The organism is Maribacter sp. MJ134, from assembly GCF_003970695.1.
Lineage (GTDB): Bacteria > Bacteroidota > Bacteroidia > Flavobacteriales > Flavobacteriaceae > Maribacter.
The window spans coordinates 3748895-3769175 of the sequence record NZ_CP034570.1 but is presented as its reverse complement, the minus strand read 5'-3'; the positions used below and the strand labels follow the sequence as shown (position 1 = coordinate 3769175).

General features: G+C 39.9%; 16 protein-coding genes. 2 read left to right on the top strand and 14 right to left on the bottom strand.

What is annotated here, in order from left to right:
- Nucleotides 1-18: 18 nt before the first annotated feature.
- On the bottom strand, nucleotides 19-2184 hold the full coding sequence (locus tag EJ994_RS16260) for a S9 family peptidase (protein WP_126593447.1): 2166 nt from the start codon (nucleotides 2182-2184) through the stop codon (nucleotides 19-21).
- Between the two features lie 211 nt (nucleotides 2185-2395).
- Between EJ994_RS16260 and EJ994_RS16255 the strand changes: the two genes are divergently transcribed.
- Nucleotides 2396-3718 carry a hydroxymethylglutaryl-CoA reductase, degradative gene (locus EJ994_RS16255; protein WP_126593446.1) on the top strand — a complete coding sequence of 441 codons (1323 nt, stop codon included), beginning with the start codon at nucleotides 2396-2398 and terminating at the stop codon, nucleotides 3716-3718.
- Nucleotides 3715-4623 carry a GYDIA family GHMP kinase gene (locus EJ994_RS16250; RefSeq protein WP_126593445.1) on the top strand — a complete coding sequence of 303 codons (909 nt, stop codon included), beginning with the start codon at nucleotides 3715-3717 and terminating at the stop codon, nucleotides 4621-4623. The genes EJ994_RS16255 and EJ994_RS16250 overlap by 4 nt, the downstream gene beginning before the upstream one ends.
- Nucleotides 4624-4672: 49 nt before the next feature.
- Here EJ994_RS16250 and EJ994_RS16245 read toward each other — a convergent pair whose 3' ends face one another.
- The 13 genes from EJ994_RS16245 to EJ994_RS16185 form a co-directional block, all read right to left on the bottom strand.
- Entirely contained in the window at nucleotides 4673-6793 is a 2121-nt protein-coding gene (locus EJ994_RS16245; protein WP_126593444.1) for a peptidylprolyl isomerase, read from the bottom strand.
- A gap of 91 nt (nucleotides 6794-6884) precedes the next feature.
- Nucleotides 6885-8171 carry a hemolysin family protein gene (locus EJ994_RS16240; protein ID WP_126593443.1) on the bottom strand — a complete coding sequence of 429 codons (1287 nt, stop codon included), beginning with the start codon at nucleotides 8169-8171 and terminating at the stop codon, nucleotides 6885-6887.
- The gene (locus tag EJ994_RS16235) at nucleotides 8171-8377 is read right to left on the bottom strand and encodes a hypothetical protein (RefSeq protein ID WP_126593442.1); all 207 of its coding nucleotides are present in this window, start codon (nucleotides 8375-8377) and stop codon (nucleotides 8171-8173) included. Before EJ994_RS16235 ends, EJ994_RS16240 begins: the two co-directional genes overlap by 1 nt.
- On the bottom strand, nucleotides 8370-8975 hold the full coding sequence (gene lptC, locus EJ994_RS16230; protein ID WP_241240808.1) for an LPS export ABC transporter periplasmic protein LptC: 606 nt from the start codon (nucleotides 8973-8975) through the stop codon (nucleotides 8370-8372). Before lptC ends, EJ994_RS16235 begins: the two co-directional genes overlap by 8 nt.
- A gap of 1 nt (nucleotide 8976) precedes the next feature.
- Nucleotides 8977-10347 carry a tetratricopeptide repeat protein gene (locus EJ994_RS16225; protein ID WP_164721490.1) on the bottom strand — a complete coding sequence of 457 codons (1371 nt, stop codon included), beginning with the start codon at nucleotides 10345-10347 and terminating at the stop codon, nucleotides 8977-8979.
- A gap of 38 nt (nucleotides 10348-10385) precedes the next feature.
- Nucleotides 10386-11672: a hypothetical protein gene (locus tag EJ994_RS16220; RefSeq protein WP_126593441.1), complete on the bottom strand. Its 1287-nt coding sequence runs from the start codon at nucleotides 11670-11672 to the stop codon at nucleotides 10386-10388.
- Entirely contained in the window at nucleotides 11673-12401 is a 729-nt protein-coding gene (locus tag EJ994_RS16215; protein WP_126593440.1) for a type III pantothenate kinase, read from the bottom strand.
- Between the two features lie 46 nt (nucleotides 12402-12447).
- Nucleotides 12448-14199 carry a hypothetical protein gene (locus EJ994_RS16210; protein ID WP_126593439.1) on the bottom strand — a complete coding sequence of 584 codons (1752 nt, stop codon included), beginning with the start codon at nucleotides 14197-14199 and terminating at the stop codon, nucleotides 12448-12450.
- Entirely contained in the window at nucleotides 14177-16402 is a 2226-nt protein-coding gene (locus tag EJ994_RS16205; protein ID WP_126593438.1) for a tryptophan-rich sensory protein, read from the bottom strand. Before EJ994_RS16205 ends, EJ994_RS16210 begins: the two co-directional genes overlap by 23 nt.
- On the bottom strand, nucleotides 16399-17682 hold the full coding sequence (locus EJ994_RS16200) for a BatA domain-containing protein (RefSeq protein WP_126593437.1): 1284 nt from the start codon (nucleotides 17680-17682) through the stop codon (nucleotides 16399-16401). The genes EJ994_RS16205 and EJ994_RS16200 overlap by 4 nt, the downstream gene beginning before the upstream one ends.
- Nucleotides 17683-17684: 2 nt before the next feature.
- Nucleotides 17685-18581 (bottom strand): DUF58 domain-containing protein, encoded by an 897-nt coding sequence (locus EJ994_RS16195; protein ID WP_126593436.1) that lies wholly within the window; start codon nucleotides 18579-18581, stop codon nucleotides 17685-17687.
- A gap of 9 nt (nucleotides 18582-18590) precedes the next feature.
- Complete coding sequence (locus EJ994_RS16190) at nucleotides 18591-19586, bottom strand: AAA family ATPase (protein ID WP_126593435.1); 996 nt, start codon at nucleotides 19584-19586, stop codon at nucleotides 18591-18593.
- A gap of 9 nt (nucleotides 19587-19595) precedes the next feature.
- Nucleotides 19596-20216, bottom strand: coding sequence for a DUF4159 domain-containing protein (locus EJ994_RS16185; protein WP_126593434.1), 621 nt, complete (start codon nucleotides 20214-20216; stop codon nucleotides 19596-19598).
- Nucleotides 20217-20281 lie beyond the last annotated feature (65 nt).

Sequence of the window (20281 nt, the reverse complement as noted above, 5' to 3'; positions counted from 1 at the left end):
AGTTATCGTATTTCTTGTTTAAAGATTTGATTTCAAAAAGTTAGTCATTTTATTGAACAGATGTATACGGGTGTTACCTCCGTAGATACCGTGGTTTTTATCTGGATAGATACCCCACTCAAATTGTTTGTTCGCCTGTATCAAGGCCTCTACCATACGCATCGTATTTTGCACATGTACATTATCATCCCCGGAACCATGAATGAGCAAGTACTTCCCTTTTAACAGTTCAGGATAATTAAAAGGAGAATTGTCATCATAACCGCTTGGGTTTTCCGCTGGGGTTCTCATAAAACGCTCTGTATATATGGTATCATAAAAACGCCAAGAAGTTACAGGTGCTACGGCAATAGCCATTTCAAAAGTATCGTTACCCTTTAAAATACAATTGGTGGCCATGTGCCCTCCAAAACTCCATCCCCAAATCCCGGTTCGGTTCTCGTCGATATAATCTAACTCGCTCAACTTTTTTGCCGCGGCTATTTGGTCTTCAGTTTCATACTTAACAAGGTTCAAATAGGTGACCTTTTTAAAATCACTTCCCTTAAATCCTGTTCCTCTTCCATCTACGCATGCAATGATATATCCTTCGGATACCAATTTTTGGTGCCAATAATCGTTTGCCCTCATCCAGCTATTGGATACATTCTGAGAGCCCGGGCCGCTATATTGATACATGAACAACGGATATTTTTTTGACGGGTCAAAATCCTTTGGTTTGATCATGTACATGTTCAGGTCATTTCCATTGATAGAAATTGTGCCGAACTCTTTTGGACTAATGGCATAAGCACTTAACTTCTTTAAAAGTGCGGTATTATCCTTGATGTCCTTTATTTTTTTACCGGTCAATGCTTTGTGTAGCGTATATATCGGTGGTGTAGTGGCGCTGGAATACGTATTTATGAAATAGGTGAAGTCCGCACTAAATGAAGCCGAGTTGCTTCCGCTCTCCGTTGCCAGCTCTTTTTTGCCCTTCCCATTACTTTCCACACTATAAATACCGCGGTTAATGGAACCGTTCTCCGTGGATTGATAGTAGATTTTATCTTCGTTCTGGTCATAACCATAATATCGGGTTACTTCCCAGTTTCCGCTTGTTACTTGATTCATTAATTCTCCATTGGAATTATAGAGGTAAATGTGATTCCACCCATCCTTTTCGCTCGTCCAGATAAAACTATCATCTGCCAAAAAAGTAAGGTTATCGTGAATGTCCACATAGGCCTTATCTTTCTCCTCTAACAAAGTAGAGACCGTATTGGTACGCGTATCCACCAAATGTAATTTCAAATGATTTTGATGTCTATTGATAGTTTGAACGCTTAAGGAGTTGGCGTCGTTCATCCATTTAATGCGTGGCACGTAGTAAGCATCACCTAAGTTAATGTCCGAGATTTCATTACTGACCACATCAAACATATGCAAACTTACCTTTGCATTGTCCTCCCCTGCTTTTGGGTATTTAAATACGTGTTGCCTTGGATATTTCTCCGTTCCGTAAACATCCATGGAGAATTGAGGAACATTGGTTTCATCAAACCGTAGAAATGCAATCTTAGAACTATTGGCATTCCATTCAAAAGCTCTCACAAAAGAAAATTCTTCTTCATAAACCCAATCCGTCACCCCATTGATAATTTTATTTTTTACACCATCCGTAGTAACCTGCTTTGTTGTACCGGACTGTAAATCCATTAAAAAAAGATTGTTGTTCAACACATAAGCCACATGTTTTCCGTCAGGGGACAAAGTTGGCTCCTGAATTTTGGCATCGCTTATCTTCGTTAAACTTTTTGTATTACTATCATAAATGTAAAAAACACCCAAGGTAGATCTCCTAAAAATAGATTCTACCTCAGTGGCCAAGAGTATTTTAGACTCATCATCACTGAACTGATAGGAGGAAAATTTTTGAATCCCCTCTAAAGAGGCCGAAGAAACTAAGGTCTCCACCTTTTTCAAGGTTTTGTAATCGTATTTATCAATGCTCGTATTTCCGGTCACGGCATCAACATTCAACACGGTATATTGTTCTCCGTTATTTAAAGAACGTAAAACATCTAATCCTTCGGTTTTAAATTCATTGCTATAAATTGCCTCGATAGAAATTTGCTTTTCCTGAGACAGGATGCTCATCTGAAAACTCAAAAAAAAGAGGGCTACAACGTATAATTTATACATAAGAAGTTGAAATTTGTTAAATCTTTCAAGTTTACTACTATTTCTGCTAAAAACAGCAAATTGTTTAAAAAAGAACCCAATTTTAACGCAGGTTTAGCTCCAATTTAGTTCTGACCAATATGCTTATCTTTACCTCTAAATACGGAGCAAATAACCTATAATTTAGTTGGAGCTTTTTAAAGAAGTAACACGAAATACAAACCATATATCCATGCCAAAACCAATAGCTGGTTTCTCCAAACTTTCCAAACAAGAAAAAATAGATTGGATCGTATCCAATTACACTCAAAATCCCCATGAAGCCGAACAGATTATCCGTAGTTATTGGAATACGGACGAAAAATTACAACAACTGCATGATGAGTTCATTGAAAATACCATTACCAACTTATATGTTCCGTTAGGAATTGCACCCAACTTTTTAATCAATGATAATCTTCTGGCCATTCCAATGGCCATTGAGGAAAGTTCTGTCGTTGCCGCCGCCAGTAAAGCTGCTAAATTTTGGCTTTCCAAGGGAGGATTCAAAACCGAAGTATTAGGAACGGAAAAGGTAGGGCAAGTACATTTTATATTTAAAGGCGATACTGCCAAATTGGAACTGTTCTTTAAAAAAATAAAACCGAAATTTTATACGGCTACCGAAAATTTAACCGCCAGTATGGCCAATCGTGGTGGTGGTATTTCTAATATAGAATTAAGGGACAAAACAGGAGATCTAGCCAACTATTACCAATTACATTGCACCTTTGAGACCAAAGATGCCATGGGAGCTAACTTTATCAATAGTTGTTTGGAACAGTTTGCAAGCACTTTAAAAAGTGAGGCTTTGGACTATAGTTTGTTCTCTGAAGAGGAAAGACAGCTAGAAGTGATCATGAGCATACTCTCCAATTACGTACCCAATTGTTTGGTAAAAGCCGAAGTAAGCTGCCCCGTTTCCGAGTTGAACCTTTCTAAAGAAATATCACCTGAACAGTTTGCCGAAAAAATGGTCAGGGCGGTACAGATTGCTAAAGTGGAACCCTATAGGGCAGTTACCCACAATAAAGGAATCATGAACGGTATCGATGCCGTCGTATTGGCAACTGGAAACGATTTTAGGGCAGTAGAGGCAGGTGTACATGCCTATGCCGCTAAGGACGGAAGCTATAGTAGTCTTACCCATGCCAGCGTTGAAGACGGTATTTTTAGATTTTGGATTGAATTACCTCTAGCGCTGGGTACCGTAGGCGGATTAACCAAACTTCATCCTATGGTTAAATTAAACCTTCAGCTGCTTAACGACCCGTCCGTAGAAGAACTGATGCAAGTCATAGCTGTTGCCGGTTTGGCACAAAATTTTGCCGCAGTAAGCTCTTTGGTCACTACTGGAATTCAAAAAGGACATATGAAAATGCACTTGATGAATATTCTGAACCAACAGCATGCAACGGAACCTGAAAAAATTGCTGCTATCGAACATTTTAAAACCCATACCATAACGCATCGTAGTGTTATTGATTTCTTAACCGGTCTAAGAAACCAATCATGACCAAGGAATTCTACAGTAACGGGAAACTACTATTGTCCGGCGAATACGCCATTTTAGATGGCGCAGAGGGCTGGGCAATTCCAACTAAATATGGTCAGTACCTAAAGGTTAACGAAACCAATACCAGAACACTTTCATGGCGTAGCATTGATGCGGACGGTACGGTTTGGTTCACAGGGTCGTACACCCTAAAAGATTTTAAGGAAATTGCTTCTACCAACGAAGAAATTTCTAAAAACCTTATTCATATACTCAATGAAATACGCAAGCTAGAACCAAATTTCCTTACTAATACCGAAGGTTGTAAAGTCCAGACTGAGCTCACTTTTCCGAGGGTTTGGGGTCTAGGTACCTCATCAACATTGATAGCGAACTTAAGTTCATGGGCCAAGGTTGACCCGTACACATTACTATCAAAAACCTTTGGCGGAAGCGCATACGATATTGCCTGTGCGCAAAATGACGGACCCATTATTTTTCAATTAAAAGATAAAGTACCGATCATTACCAACATAGATACCACCCCACCCTTTACAAAAGCACTTTTTTTCATTTATCTGAACCAGAAAAAGAACAGTAGGGAGGCCATAGCGGCCTACCGGAGTTTAAAAAGCGATAAAGCGAAATTGACCCAAGACATAAGTGAACTTACTAGAAAAATGATTTCATCACAAAACCTTAGGGACTTTGAAGAATTGCTAAACGCACATGAAAGAAGGCTTTCGCGGGTATTACAAACTACCCCAATAAAGGAAAAACTGTTTAAAGACTATCAAGGAAGTATCAAGAGTTTAGGCGCTTGGGGAGGTGATTTTATATTGGCAACAGGAAACGAGGAAACACCTGAGTACTTTAAATCAAAAGGGTATTCTGTTGTATTGCCCTTTTCCAAAATGATACTATAAAAAAGTCTCCGCTTGGGGAGACTTTTTAAAATGGTAAAACTATATTTTCCTAGTAGAATGTAGCTCTTTTATCCTCAATCTCAGCAGCTTCTTTTAAGGCCGTATATACTGCGGTATTCACTCTTGAGGCCGCATTGTTCTTTAGTGTATTGGCATAGGTACTGTAGTTCTCCAATTTTGGAGCTTCCGTTCTTTTTGTTACCTCTACCATAAAGATTCCTGAATTTCCTTCCAATAGTTCAGAAGTTTCCCCTTGTGCCATACCATACGCCGTACCTACTACCGCAGGTTCACTACCTGCTCCTGGTATTGTAGGTGTTTTTACACTTAGCGCAGATGCAGTGGACACTGTAACGTTATTATCCTTCGCGATAGCCTCCATTGTTTTACCTGCATTTGCAGCCATAATCTGTGCCGCCTTACGCTCTTTTCTAATAATAGGCAGTACCGTTGCAGAAGCGTCCTCTGCAGCCATTAGGCCTTCTTTATAGCTTCCTGTCAATTGTACCACAGCATATCCATTATTGATATTGAAACGTTTAATATCACCAACCTCGGTTTCATTATTAAAGGCCCATTGCACAATATTCCTTTGCGACCCCAAACCTGGAAGGTTCTCATCCAATTGCTTTATTTTGTTGACTGGTCTCACTAGATACTCGCTATCCTTTGCTATTTTGGAAAAACCACTTTCATCCGCTATTGTTTCCATTTCAAATTTGGTAGCGTCCGTAAATAAGGTATTGATAGTCTCTTCCGAAGCAACTATCTCTCTTGATAAGGTTGCCAGTTGAACAATATCTTCCTTATCGTCTACACGGATTACATGAAACCCAAAGTCCGTTTCCACTAGGCCAATAGTGCCAACAGCATTATTAAAGGCAAAATCATTGAATTTAGGAACCATAGTCCCCTCTTGAAAGTATCCCAAATCTCCTCCGTTTGGTGCCGATGGTCCATCAGAATTATCTCTGGCCAATTCTGAGAAGACAACACCCGATTTTTTAGCTTCGGCCAAAAGCTCTTTTGCTTTTTTCTCCGCCTCTTCCTTTGTTCTCTTAATTTCTGGATTAGCTCTCGTAGCCCCTTCGTAGGTCAACAATATATGACTGGCCTTAACGGAACCGTTAGCTCTTCTGCCCATCATCTTAGAAATCTGATAGGACCCACGCTCTTTATAGGGACCGTAAATCTCTCCAACCTTCAGGGTCATCAATGTGTCGGCAATACTGGAAGGAAGATTCTTTTTCGCCCTGTATACCGTATCAAACTTCGTATCGGAATAGCGATCTAGAAAAGCGGCCATATCCGTAGTATTTCTAAATCCTCTTATCGTGTCGTTCCTATCCGTTTTTGAATTGTACTCAACGGAGTCGTCCAACAACTTCATTAAATCCGCTTTTACGGCAGCATCATCCGCATCTGAAGGTTTTTCTTCAAAATACACGAATTGAATATCCCTTGCCGCATCCTGCTTAAAATCTTCTTTGTGTTCACTAATGTAGGCGGAGATTTCACTTTTAGTGACATTTATTGTGCTATCGGGAATTGAAGTATAAGGGACACGCACGTATTTTAAGTCAATTTTCTCGTTGGCCAATTTGTAATCTAATTCACCTTCTTTTAAGGTAGCACCTACACCTGCTTTAACCAAATTGAAATATTTTTGCTCCTTCGCCATCTGAATAATCTCCTGCTCCGTTTGCAACCATACCTCGTACTGTGCAGGATTATTCACTTTCCAGTCCATTACAGTTTGTTTGAACCTATTTGGGTCAAATATTCCGTTCTCATTTTGAAATTCAGGATTCTGGGCGTATCCGGTAGTTCTTAAAAAGTCAACTATTTGATCCTGCTCAATGCCTATTCCTAAATCCTCAAACTGCTCACTAAGGATACTGGCACGAACTTCCCTATCCCAAACTTGATTCATTACCTGCAGCGAAGTCGTTGTAGGACCTACTCTTCTTGAGGCGGACTCTACCTTTTGTCTAAAATCATCTATGGAAATTTCATTCCCGTTTATTTCCGCCACGGAAGAACCTACTTTTTCTCCTCCTCCAAAATTACTACTTGTAAATACTCCAGAAATAACGAATGCAAAGAGTGCAAGACCGATAATGAGTATTAAAACCGTAGTTCGTTTTCTTATATTTTCTAAAACTGCCATTCTATCGAAAAATTAAAATCAGTTGGCGAAATTACCATTTTTAATTGAAATAATAAAAACTAAAACACTTGCAATGATTGTGATAAGCGCATTAAACTTCCTCGAGAATTTCCATGGAAACCAAATCTATTTTGGTATTAGAAACTTCCAATATGGTAAACTTGAAATTCTCAATTAAAATCTCTACATCCTTTTCTGGGATTTCCCCTACTTGATGCACAATAAGCCCGCCCAGCGTCTCATATTCGTCAAGGTTGGGCAAGTTAAGCTTATAATTTTCATTGATAGCATCTACCTCTAATCTTGCGGAGAACAGGAAGTGCGTCTCGTCTATCTGTTCTTCCCTTAGATCAGTACTGTCATGTTCGTCCTCAATTTCCCCGAAGAGCTCCTCAACAATATCCTCCACGGTCATTAAACCACTAGTTCCGCCGTATTCGTCCAAAACCAAGGCCATACTTTTCCGCTTCTTAATAAGTGTGTTCAATATATCTTGAATAAGCATAGTTTCCGGGACAAACTCTACCGGCAGCAAAATACTCTTTATTGTTTTTGGCTTTTTGAACAACTCGTACGAATGTATATACCCGATGATATCGTCCACGGTTTCCTTGTACACTAAAATTTTCGAAAAACCTGTTTCCGTAAAAATCTTTGCCAAATTCTTAGGAGTTTCGTGCATCTCCACGGCCATTATTTCGGTTCTTGGAACCATTACCTCCCTAGCTTTTACGGCAGAGAACTCCAATGCATTCTGGAATATCTGAATTTCGGAATCCACCTCGTCTTCTTCCTTTACCGTTTCCATTTGTTCCGTGATATAGTCGCCAAGCTCAATCTTACTGAACGCAAGCTGCACCTCATCCCCCGGAGTCCTAAAGACATATTTTAAAATGAAGTCCGAAACCGCAATCACGAAATCCGAAATCAAGGAAAAAAATATATAAAATATGTATGCGGGAATCGCAAGTAGTTTTAAAAGGCTATTGGCATAAATCTGAAATAAGACCTTAGGTAGAAATTCTGCCGTTATCAAGATGACGAATGTGGAAATAACCGTTTGTGTCAGAAGACTGAAATCGGTTACCAGGGTCTTTATAACTGTATTTGAAGTAGGAATCCCAGCAAACCATTCCATAAGCAACTCTCCCATAAAAAGCCCATACACCACCAAGGCTACGTTATTGCCAATAAGCATTGTAGCAATGAACTTAGAGGGTTTTTTTGTGAGCCTTGTCAGTACCTTGGCCAGAAAACCTTCTTGCTTTTTCTCAATTTCAATATGTATTTTATTGGCCGAAAAAAAGGCGATTTCCATACCTGAAAAAAAGGCGGAAAATAGTAGCGAGACTATAATGATCAGTACGGAGCTATCCACTATTCGTTTTTAGAATCGTTCTGTCTTTTTTCAAACTTTTTGCGATAGGTTCTTCTAAAGAAAAACATCGCCGTAGAAATAACGGCAAAGAATAGGAATATATAAGCCATTGACCTGTCACTGTTCCAATCGGTAAAAATGCGGTAAGCAGAAAATACGGCCACAATGAGGTATAAATATTCCGTGTATCTTAAAATTTTAATCATCTTCACTTTCTTTAATGAGCATTAGCCCGTACGTTTTGTGTGCGTTTAAAAAGCTTAGGTCCTTTTTAATATCCATTCCTTCTCCATCCATCACCGTTCCATCTTCAGGATTGGTAAACTTAAACTTTTCCTGTGTAAAAGCCCACTCGTTACCTCTATCGTAATAGAGTTGGGGAGTTTCCAATTCTTTACCGTCATGCCCCTTGATCATAACATTGCCCTGTAAATCTACTATGGTCGTTGCCCCATAATATATTCCATAATCGGCCTCAATAGTGGTCTTTTCGTTTTTTTCGTTGAAAATCTCCACAAGCAGACCTTCAGGAAAAGTTTGATAGGGAAAAATCAAATTTTCGAAATCATTTCTAACCGGCCCTGAAAGGACGGCCAAAACCTCGGAAGAACCATTATCCTCGGCACCTATCTTCTCTGGAATTTCTGTATAAGTGAGGACAAAATTCTTGGCTATCCCTTGGGGATAAATTTCTTTCTTCGCTTCCTCTCCTACGCGCTTGTAATTATCCTGACAGCACAAAAAAAGCATTGCCATGGAAACCACGGCAATGCCCTTAAAAATATCTAGGATATATGTTATCATTTTACAAATTAGGAACTTTTACGCTTCCTCCTACCCAGCAAGAAAATGTTACCGTTTTACCGGCCATTGAGGAACTAAATATCATTTCCTTACTTGGCGCCTTTGCGTTATAACTTGCCGCTGCTTGGCTAGCCCTACCTCGTAACGAAGGGTCTACACGACCGGCCCTGTTCGCCATATCCGCTGCTTTCCAGTAAATAGCTCTCTTCTCAAAAGGTGTACTTCCACAGGCATTGGCACTACCGGCATACAAACTAGCAATTAACAAATAAGCTTTGCCGTTCGCAGGGTTGGCATCTATTGCCTTCTGAGCATAACTTCTTGCCGTAGACATGCTACCTCTTCTATATATTGTAGCCACTTTATAAGCAATATTGGATTTTTTCTTAGCATCGGTCTCTAACTCCAAAGCTTTGTTGAAATCAGCAACTGCTCCGCTTGTATCTCCACTCTTAGATTTTAACGAACCTAAATAAACATACACGTCTGCGGATGGGTCCAATTCTGCCTGTACCTCCACCATGGTTTTAAATAACGGATCGTCCGTACATTCTTTGCTGAACATTCTTCCCACGGCACTCTTTACCCATTTCACATCATTCTTTCTAGACTCGAAATTCTTCTGATATAGTGGAATTAAGTTCTCGCAATCTGCAAGCTTACCTAATTTAGAATCTATACTACCAGCAATCTTACCATAGTTTTCAGAATAAGAATTGTAAGATTTTAATCTCCTTTTCTCCTTTGATGTCAACGTACCGGCCTCTTCCTTTGGCAACAGGGTAGCAATTCTGTCCGTGAGTTTGTCATTTTCTTCATCAATCTTACTCGTTACCTCATCATACACATCAAAAACTTCCTGCAATTCTTTTTGACCGGCATTGTGCAAGTCAACCAGACTAGAGAAATAAAGATAAAGTGCTTTAGGGTTCTTAAAGTTTGCCTTGTCCTCCGTAAAAGGCATACTCAGACCTGCATATACCCCGGCATCATCCATCATCTTATTATCGTACTGCAACAAGACCTTGTCAATTTCTGTTTCCGCCATATTGGTCTTACTGGAAAAATATTTCATTTTATCGTCGTAAAGACCCATTAAATCTTTGATAAAACCATCTTTTTCAGCTCCTGAAGCTTTATCGATTTTATGCTTTAAGATACGTTCTCCATAAACATATATAGCGTTATTGAGCTGTGGACATGTTTCATAGACCTTTTTGAAAGGCTCATATGCCGCATCGTAGTTTTTGACTTTTGCGTGTTCCGAAAATATGGACAGATTAGTCATACATTCAGGATTTTGAGCCTGTGCATTACTTACCCCCATCATTCCTAAGAACATAATTGCCGTGAAGTAAAGTTTCATTTTCATCTTGCTTATTTTAAAGTGGTTAATGTACTAAATTTTTATCAATTTATTTTTCGTTTACGGAACCAAAAATCGTTTAAGGAAAGTCCTACGTTAATTTTAAAGTAGCTTTCTTCTATTAGATTTGCTCTTGTTGTTCCCCTTCTTCCGGCTTCAAAACCGATGTTAAGGTTAGAGTAACTTTGTCCCAATGGTAGTCCTAATCCAAAAGTTATGCCAAAGTTATTTATATCCACATCGTTCACCACCATTCCGGTCTTGTCCAAACGCAGCCCGGCGCGGTATGTAATTCTTTTTAAGTAGCTTGAAAAAGAACTGCGGTCCGGGGTGTAAAATCCTCCAAAAGCAAAAGAACTTGCATCTTTATAATCGATATTACCTATTCCCAAGAATGAATTTTCAAAAGAGCTTAAACCTTGAAAGCTATATTCTGCCCCCAAAAACCACTTTAAGTCCTCACCGTATCCCAATCCTAGGGTCGTGGTGGTCGGTATTTTTAATTCTGTATTTCTGAGGTTCAGCGCATCGAGGTTAACGTTTACCTCCTCAATATTTCCACCAGTCGCAACAGAAAAAGAACCGATACGCCTATCGTTCTTGGCCACTAGGTTTCCTTGCGTATTTATTCTCGCAGATGCGTGGAGGGTATATTTATCCTTTATCGTTGGAGTATAGTTGATCGCATAATTAAAATCAAAACCATTTACCCGGGACGTTCGCCGGTCAAACGTGCCAAATTGAACATCTTCTATTTGTTGTAGACGTTCACTTTCCAAAGTTCCATAATTAAAATTGGCGGTAACCCCAATACTAAAATCCTTGATGAATTGATATCCAATAGAATAGAAAACCCTATTAAGTCCGCCCTCGCCACTAAAAACGTTGGTAAGCGGCTGGGAACCACTTTGTCTTTCATCGACCAAATTGTAACCTACGGAAGAATAGGGCATAATTCCAAAACCCATACCCAATCCTTTACCTAGACTAAAACCAAGTGCCAAATAATCTACATTGGTCACAGAACTACTTTGCTCTTCCGTGAAACTTTTTAGTCTTAGCTGTCTGTTCGAAATACCTACGGTATAATTAACCAGACCTACCTTGTTATTCTGTTCTAGACCTAATTCCCCGTATGCTGCAGGATTTTGTAGATTTATATGAATGCTATCCGTAAAGACACCCATACCACCCATCATTTGATTCTCTACCGTACTTGTAGTTCTTAAATCACCGATACCGAAAACCGAATAGGGAGAAACCGTACCATCTTGAGCGTACAAACCAACCGTGGCGAAGCACACAATTGCAATTACAATTTTTTTGATCATCTAATGCTTGTTGTATTCCAGCAAATAATTAAGTCCTTTCAAGAGGAATTTGGAATCCGCAAAGATGGTATTTTTTAGTCGTTTAGACAAAAATTGCGCATCACCCCCTGTTAAAATAACTGTTAAATCTTTAAAACGGGAACCATATTGATGGACAACACCACTAATTTCCTGGGTAAGCCCATTAACAACCCCACTGTGCATACTGCTATTGGTAGCGTTCCCGATAAAGTCTATAATCTCCTCTTTTTCTAATAAAGGAAGATTTGCAGTTTGCTCGTGCATTGCCTTATAGCGCATCTGTAAACCGGGTGAAATTGCGCCACCCAGGTACTCATCAAAATCATTGATAATATCATACGTAACGCAAGTGCCCGCGTCGATGACAAGCGTATTTCGATGCGGATTATGATAATATGCTGCAGTTATAAGAGCAATACGATCAATACCTAAGGTATGCGGTGTTGCGTAACTATTTTTAAAAGGAACCTTAGACTTATGCGATAGAACGTGCACTTTCGCAAACAAGGAGAGTACAGCAAGATCTTTCTTATTCAATTCTCCCACCGTGGAAATAATAGCCCGGTTAATCTTAGGGTAGGATTTAAAAATTTCCTTCACCTTGTCAACGAATCGGTCGTATGTGAAGGATTCATCAAATAGTAGTTTTCCTTTATTAAAAACCGCAAATTTTACAAATGTATTTCCCTGATCTATTATCAAATTCATTTTACAAAGGTATAAAGGGAAAAGAACAATGTACAATCACATAATTTCAATCCCATAATTTTGGTGTAAGCCATAGATAACCCATACAACAAATGAAAACAAGAAGATACCAAAGCCTTGAAACCGATAGATAGATTTCCTTTTTTAACGTCTTCTTTTCTCCTTGATTAAAAAAACGTTTGTTCTCAGCTATAGAGTTCGCTGAGGCCAAGGCGTTCCACTTCGAAGTATCCATTACGAAATAGTTCATTGCTATAGTAGTATCCAACTGAAGATTTAAGCTATCCCAACCTTTCTGTTGTGGATATAGGGTTCCTTGCCACTTATCGTCAAGATTAATATGCTTTATCAACGGAATAGCATAACCAGAACTATGTTGCACTTGAGGCCTGTCCTTCTTAGTTCTCACTCCGAATTCAAAAGGTCTATTTACAAAAACTATCTCATCCGAGACATCGAAAATTGCCGCTGGTTCCGTTTTTTTAGAAATTCCGTTTAAGATAGATGACCAAATTTCTTTATACATATCGTTTTTTCCCCTCAAGACCAATTCATAGGAATTTTTTATTAAGCTAGTTCCAATAACACCTTTTCCCATTACGATACGTTTTGCGTAATCCCCAATGAGCGATTCATTTAAACTTGCAATATGGAACCTGTACGGGTGTTTTTCGATTGTATTTTTAGGCCATCCGGGCAGCGAAAGCTTTTCCTTTCCATCTGGCGAAGCATTAAAGTCTACCAAAGTATTCCTTGCCTTGAACAAGCCATTGTTTGGCTGCACAAAAACCCCTAAACCCTCCTGTGACATGCTATTGGCCACAATTCTTTCAGCACTTCGGGTTAATGCCAAGAAAGTTTCCGTATCCAGGATTAAAACATCAAAGGAAGCCAATGACTTTTCGGTAAACCCATAGATTGGCTCGCGTTTTGTATTGAAATACTCAAACTTGTACTTGCCACTAGTAATCTTACTTCTTACCACCAATTCGTGACCCGCTTCGGATAGATAGTTTTTTAGGTATTTTGTCTCAAAAGATGGGAACTGATTAACGATAAGTACTCTTAACACCTCTTTACCCGCTACTACAACTGGCAGCGGGTCCTTATGAATTGGGCTACCAACACTATCCGTTTCTACAAGCTGATACACAAATTTTCCTTCGGTCTTCAACTTCGCTTTTAAGGTGAATCCCTGTCTGCTGTCGCTTTTTAAAACAGTGGAATCAAGGCTTTCTCCTGCGGTACCCTGTAACAGCAACTTAGTGCCTGAGTTTGGCTCGTTATACATCCCCTGCACAATCAATTCCGTTCCAACACTACTTTCCTTGGGATAGTTTAATTTTACAATGCCGCTGGGAAACTGGCCCTCTAGATAGTCTACGGAAATGTCATCAAGTTGCCAATAATCATATGCGGCCACACCGTGCCCCAAAATAAATAATTCGTTCACTGAAGCTAGTGCCTCCTTTAGATTTTTCCCTGGAACGTAGTCGATTTCTTTTATGAACTGTTCCTGATTTTTTAGACTATCTAATCGAGTTTGACGAAATCCTTCCGTAAGCAATACCGCTTTCCCTTGAACTTCCTTTGCCCATGTTGGGTTAAGAAACATGAACAGTAGCGCAACCAGCCCTATCAAAGCTACGATACTATTGATGAAAAAAATACGATTAAAGCGTCCCGTCCATTCTTTCCAAATAAAGAGTAGCACTAGAACAAACATCACTAGAAGGGAGAGCCAAAGCCATTTTTCGTTTATAAATTGAATAGCGCTATTCATTGTTCTCCAGAGCATCTAACATTAATTCATTCAGCCTACTGCTGTAACTATCACCTTTAACAGGCTCCGCAGACAAATTGGGTAAGGCTTGCACCAAGCCTTTTTGAATTGCCTTTAAATCTTCTTCATTGCTGTTCTGGGCTTCGGAAAGCAACTTTAACCCTTGTAATGTGTTTAAATACTTACTTGGCTCTTTTATCGCCAAAAGAGCCAACTCCTCGCCGGCCTTTTGAAAAATTTCCCTATCCGTTGGCTGAAGCGAAACTTTTGTGGTCCGTAAAAGCTCCAGTCTTTCAATGGCCCTATTCATAAAAATATAGGGAAATTTCTTTTCCAAGTCCGCCTGTTTGCTAGAACTCTTAACTTCACCTAATTCGCCGGACAAGCGCTTACTTTCCTTGATCGGCGGAGGGTCAAAACCGATGCGATGCACATAAATACGGGCGCTGTTCTTTATTTCTTGAATCAGTTTTAGTGCTTTGTATTGGTAGGGTAGCGATTTCTCTGGCTCAAACAAGCGTAGGTACAACTCAGCATCCCACATTTCTGCCATGGCCTGTTTCAATTTACTTTTCAACGACTGTGCGAACAAGGTAGATGCTTCCGGGTCTTCATGATTATGAACATAAGCCTCCAAGGGATCTTCTTCCTGATCTTGACTTTCTTCGTGATCATGCTCATGATCGTGTTCTTCTTCCGCCACTAAATTGTGTTCATTATCCGAATCGTGCTTGTGGGAATAGGAGGCCAGAGGGTCTTCGGAATCTGTATCCGCCATAGTATTGGTCGTGGGAGCTACAGGTCCTTCGGTTTCATCACCCATAAATTTACCATACTTTAACCGAAGTGCTTTTTGGTCAAAACCCAACTCGTTACTCTTAAAATTATATTCTTTTTTTTCTAGCTTGCTTTCATCAGCAATTAGTTTTTCCGTATCGATAATCAATTGACGTTGACTTCTAAAATAATCTGGCATCAAGTCCGCACCCATGGTCCCTTCCACCGCAAAACCATCCTTAACCGTATCCCTTATTACCGAAAAAAAAGTTTCGGTTCTTGTGCTATTTGGTTTTGGGCTTTTGATATCAGTAGCTTCCACATAGAAATAAAGCTCATCTCCCGGCTCCATTTTTAGTGTTCTCAAATCCAGTTTTTTCTTCAGTAAAGAAGAGGTTGAAGCTTTTTTAAAGAAGTTGTCAAATGACAATCGCTCTTCCCTGAACTTAACGGACTCCCCCTTACCCTTACTCACCGTTGCTATAATCGCTACCTCAGTAAGACCAAAATCATCTTTTACATGAGCCGTAAACTCCAATAGCTGCGGTTCGGCAAAATCAAAAGATGTAAACGGTTGTAACCCTGTAATGTTAATTGATGGCGCTTCATCCTTATACACTTCAAGAGCGTACAAATCCGATATGTACCTATTTTCCAAAGTGTCTAAAAACTTAAGATTATAAAAACTAGAATTTTCAGCATTCCTAAGGGCAACGTAGGACGTATTTCTTTTTGACATGGATACGTTATCGGTGCCAAATTGCAACCAGGACGCCTTTATTTTTTGATTGTAATCTACACGCCACTTTACGGTCGACCCTTCCAAAGCCTTAATATTCATATCCGAAGTCACCAGCCGCCTTTTGTTGGTGTATTCAGGGTAATCTATGATGATTGCTTGCTTATTGATTTTGGGCGGAACAATCGCTACGGTTGCGGTATCCAAAGCTGTAATCACTATGTCATCTTTTTGCGTGGTCTGCGGTATTTGAGTTTTGGGGTTTTCCAATGCCCCATTAAAATAGCAGAACATTACTAATCCAGAACAACACAAGGTAATTAATGCACCTAGTCCAACCCTATTTTTAATATAAATGGATTTTTTATTGGATTTTAGGGTTTGGGCTATTTTGGATTGTTGAATTTTGGCCAGAAGGGTCAATTCTTCTTCAGGTCGTAACAGTAATGAGGCGCTATTTTCTAACACCCTCAAACTAGCATCCAAATGACTACAGATATCGGTTAAGCCATAATTCCATGGTTGGTAGTATAATGCTCCAATAAGACCTGCCACTACAAAGGCCGAAAGCGCTATCACCAAAGAAACCGATAATAGATAGGCAATCATCGCAAAACTTAAGGCAAGAAAGGCTATTTCCATGAACCGATATACCCGCCATTTCAGCAGTATTTTTTTCAGTATGTGCTGTGCTTCCATCATTGACTCCTTAATTTAGAAAGTACCCGTTCTACTACTAAAACCATTATGGCCAGCAACCAAAACCATGGTTCTAGAGCACTTTTTTTTACCTCAATTTCGCTCGTTAAACGTTCCGAATCCAATGGCACCAGTTCCTCGCTAGCCAAAACTCGCTTATCCAAGGAGGCGATCTTTTCTGTTAACTCAGGACTTGGAGAAATAATTTCCAGTAAGTTTTCTGCCAATTTACCCTCAAGGGTATTGGTAATAGACAGTCTTTCCGTTAAAAAGTAACTCTTGGCTTTATTACCCTTTGAAATTAACTGACCTGAAAGACTATCCGGCTTAAACATGAGATAGTTATTATCTGTTTTTGGAGGGAAATTACTTTTCAGCCAAATCAAAAAATCAAAGTCAGATACGGAGGATTCGGCTTCGTCTTTAAAGGCTTTAATAGTCATGGGGCGTTTCGCATAGGTTGAAACAGCGTCCAAGGCTGCCATCATATATTGCGCATCACGCGAAAAATCGGAATCATAAAACAATCCTATACCCAAGGTGTCTTTTCTCCATAGTTCTACCGTACTGCTCTTACCATTCTCCTCCAGTTGAAGGCTATCGCCCAATAATTGAGCAGACCTATTTTTATTTGCTGATAGGGGAATTTTTTGAATGTCTGTATAGCTATTATTACCCAACACACGAACTAAGTCCACATCCTCTTCTGTTTTATAGGCTCCAATAATCGTATCTAAGGTCGATTCTTGGTTCATCACCACCCAATTGATTGTAGGGGACATCTTGGGCCGTATTCCTCGTATCCCAGAAATTCGGGACTCCGAGAATATCACTATACTATCCGATGGAAAGTCCTTCAAAGATTGTACAAGCTGCCAATAGTTAGGTCGGGTATTCGGTATTTCATCGGTATCCAGGGAAGGAAAATCAGTAGAAAACAATCGAAATGATGCTTGGGGTCTACTTTCCAAAAGGGATTTCATCTTATTACTCTGCAGCAGCGAAGGCTCAATAAAATAGGTTAATGCTTCTCTAGGCATTGGAGACTGCATAGTGGGCCCTGAAATGGCCAATACCAGTAAACCCAGCAATAGCATTCGCAACAGCAACAATGCGTATTCGTTGAGCTTCAGCTTTTTGGTCTGTGTAGTTTCTTGAGCCTCTAAAAATTGAATACTTCCTACTTTAATGGTCTTGACCTCTCCCTTGTTCAAAAGATGAACTATCAAAGGCACTAAAAGACCAAGCAGTCCCCATAAATATGTTGGGTGTAGAAAACTCATAATTAATTTAAACGCATTCGTTTTTTCAGAAATAGTTGCAAAGCCTCCTCCATGGGACTGTCCAAACGAAAAACCTCATGCCCAATGGTATTACTTAAGAAGAAATTTTTAGTCTTTACCAAAGCGGCCTCCATCTCTTTTAGATACTGCACTTTGCTGTTTTTCGCATTCACCTTTACACGTTTTCCTGTTTCCAAATCTTCAAATACCAGTGCTCCCGTATAATTGAATTCCAATTCGTTTTTTCCTAAAACCTGAAGTACTACCACCTCGTTTCTTGAAGTCTTTAGCGATTGAATCCATTTGGTCAACTCCCCATTTTGCTCGTACATGTCCGTAATTACGAACAATAATTCCTTCTGACCGCCGTGATGAATCTCCGTAACGGAATTCCTATCCGATGGCCAATTACCACCTCCTTCAATCTTTATAAGCTCGTGCAGTAAGCGATTGTAATGTTGTTTGTGGGATGTGGGATGCAATGCTCGCAAACGGCTATTGTTCAATGAAAAAAGACCTGTGGCATCTCCTTGTTTATGGGAAATGTGTGCTAATGAAGCTACCAAAACCCTTACGTAGTCCATTTTGGACAGCCCTTTTTCCTCATGCAACATGGATGCGCTTGCGTCTACAATGAATTTAACAGCTACCTGAGTATCTATCTCGGATTCCTTGATATAAAACCGACCCGACCTTGCCAACATTTTCCAGTCCAACAAACGCATATCGTCCCCTGGCTGATAACCCCGGTATTGACTGAATTCCAGCCCAGGACCTACCCGCTTGCTTTGATGCGCACCCGACAAATAACCCTCTACAATGACCCTTGCTATAAGTGACAAGCCAGATACACTGTTGATGATTTTTGGTTGAAATAATTGTCTATAATCCTGTTTCACCTTTTTCGATTATGAACGCGAATTTTCCAATAGTTTTTCAGTAACCTTATCAGAAGTTATCCCCTCTGCTTCTGCCCTAAAGTTCACAATAACCCTATGGCGTAACACAGGAAAGGCGACCTTCTTTAAATCCTCTTCCGTTACCGCTAGTCTTCCATCCTGTAATGCCCGTGCTTTGGCCGTTAAAATCATAGCCTGCCCGGCACGGGGTCCCGCACCCCAACTTACCCATTCCTTGACAAAGGTATCTGTCGTCGTTTCTGGTCTAGTAGCCCTCACAATTTTATTGACATAATCGATTAAATCGTCACTTATGGGAACGTCCCGCACCAATTGCTGTAGCTTTATGATATCTTCCCCTCCCAGCACTTTTTCTATAACCGCTTTCTTTGAACCCGTGGTGTTCTTCAAGATGGCAGCTTCTTCTTTGGCAGTAGGGTATCCTATTTTAATATAGAACAAAAAACGGTCCTGTTGGGCTTCCGGTAAGGCAAAAGTACCCGATTGCTCAATGGGGTTCTGGGTGGCTAAAATAAAAAATGGTCTAGCCATGGGATAGGTTTCCCCGGAGTAGGTCACTTCAAATTCCTGCATGGCCTCAAGTAATGCTGCCTGGGTTTTTGGAGGAGTTCTATTAATTTCATCCGCCAGGATGATATTCGCAAAAATTGGCCCCTTATTAAATTTGAAGAATTTCTTCCCGGAACTATGGTCATCTTCTAAAATCTCCGTACCAATGATATCCGAAGGCATAAGGTCTGGCGTAAACTGAATTCTATTGAATTTTAAATCTATGGCTTGTGAAAGGGTTCGTATCAATAGGGTTTTTGCAAGACCCGGCACTCCTTCCAATAAGGCGTGGCCACCTGCTAAAAAAGTGATCAGCAAATGCTCAATCGTCTCTTCCTGCCCCACAATGACCTTCGCAATCTCTTTTTTTAGCAAAGAAAGTTTATCGGTCAGTTCATTTATTTCTTGTTCTGCTTTCAGCAGTTTGTTATCCATATGAATACTTTAAGAAGTTAATGCATACATCACGATATTCACTCCAAATCGTGTATTGTCTATTTTATACCAACGTTTGTTTCTAAAATCATAATCCCATTCGCATCCATAATCCTTATTGCTGTAGAGTACGCCGACCCTACCATTTACCTCAATTGCCTTTAAATACTCATGGACGAGGTCATCTCCCCAACCGTTCAGCTCTTGGGACGTGGTTGGCGGGCCATCCTCAAATTCAAAAAAAATGGAATACAGTTCATGGTCATTGGGTAATTTCTTTAACCTGCTATTCCCAAATATTTCTTCCATCTGACGTTCAAAGGATTTGGCAAAAAGTCCATCGATGTCATGGTTGCAATCGTCAACAAAAACAAAGCCCCCGTTGTTCACATACTTTTCAAAGTTCTCTCTTTCCTTTTTTGTGAACTGCACTAGTTTGTGACCGGACAGGTAACAGAAGGGACACTTAAAAATGGCATCGCTCGCCAAGGGCACGATATTCTCTACCGTATTGACCTTTAAAGTGGTGTACTCCACCAAAGAATTCAAAAGATTGGAGGGCATTCGCTGATCTACATCCCAATCCCCGGATTCATACTGTAGCCTAGTAAAGAAAAAATTTGTGCTCAAGAGGGTACCATTCTAATTTTATTATAACGAAAAAACCGGTTGCAACAGACATCAGCTACAACCAG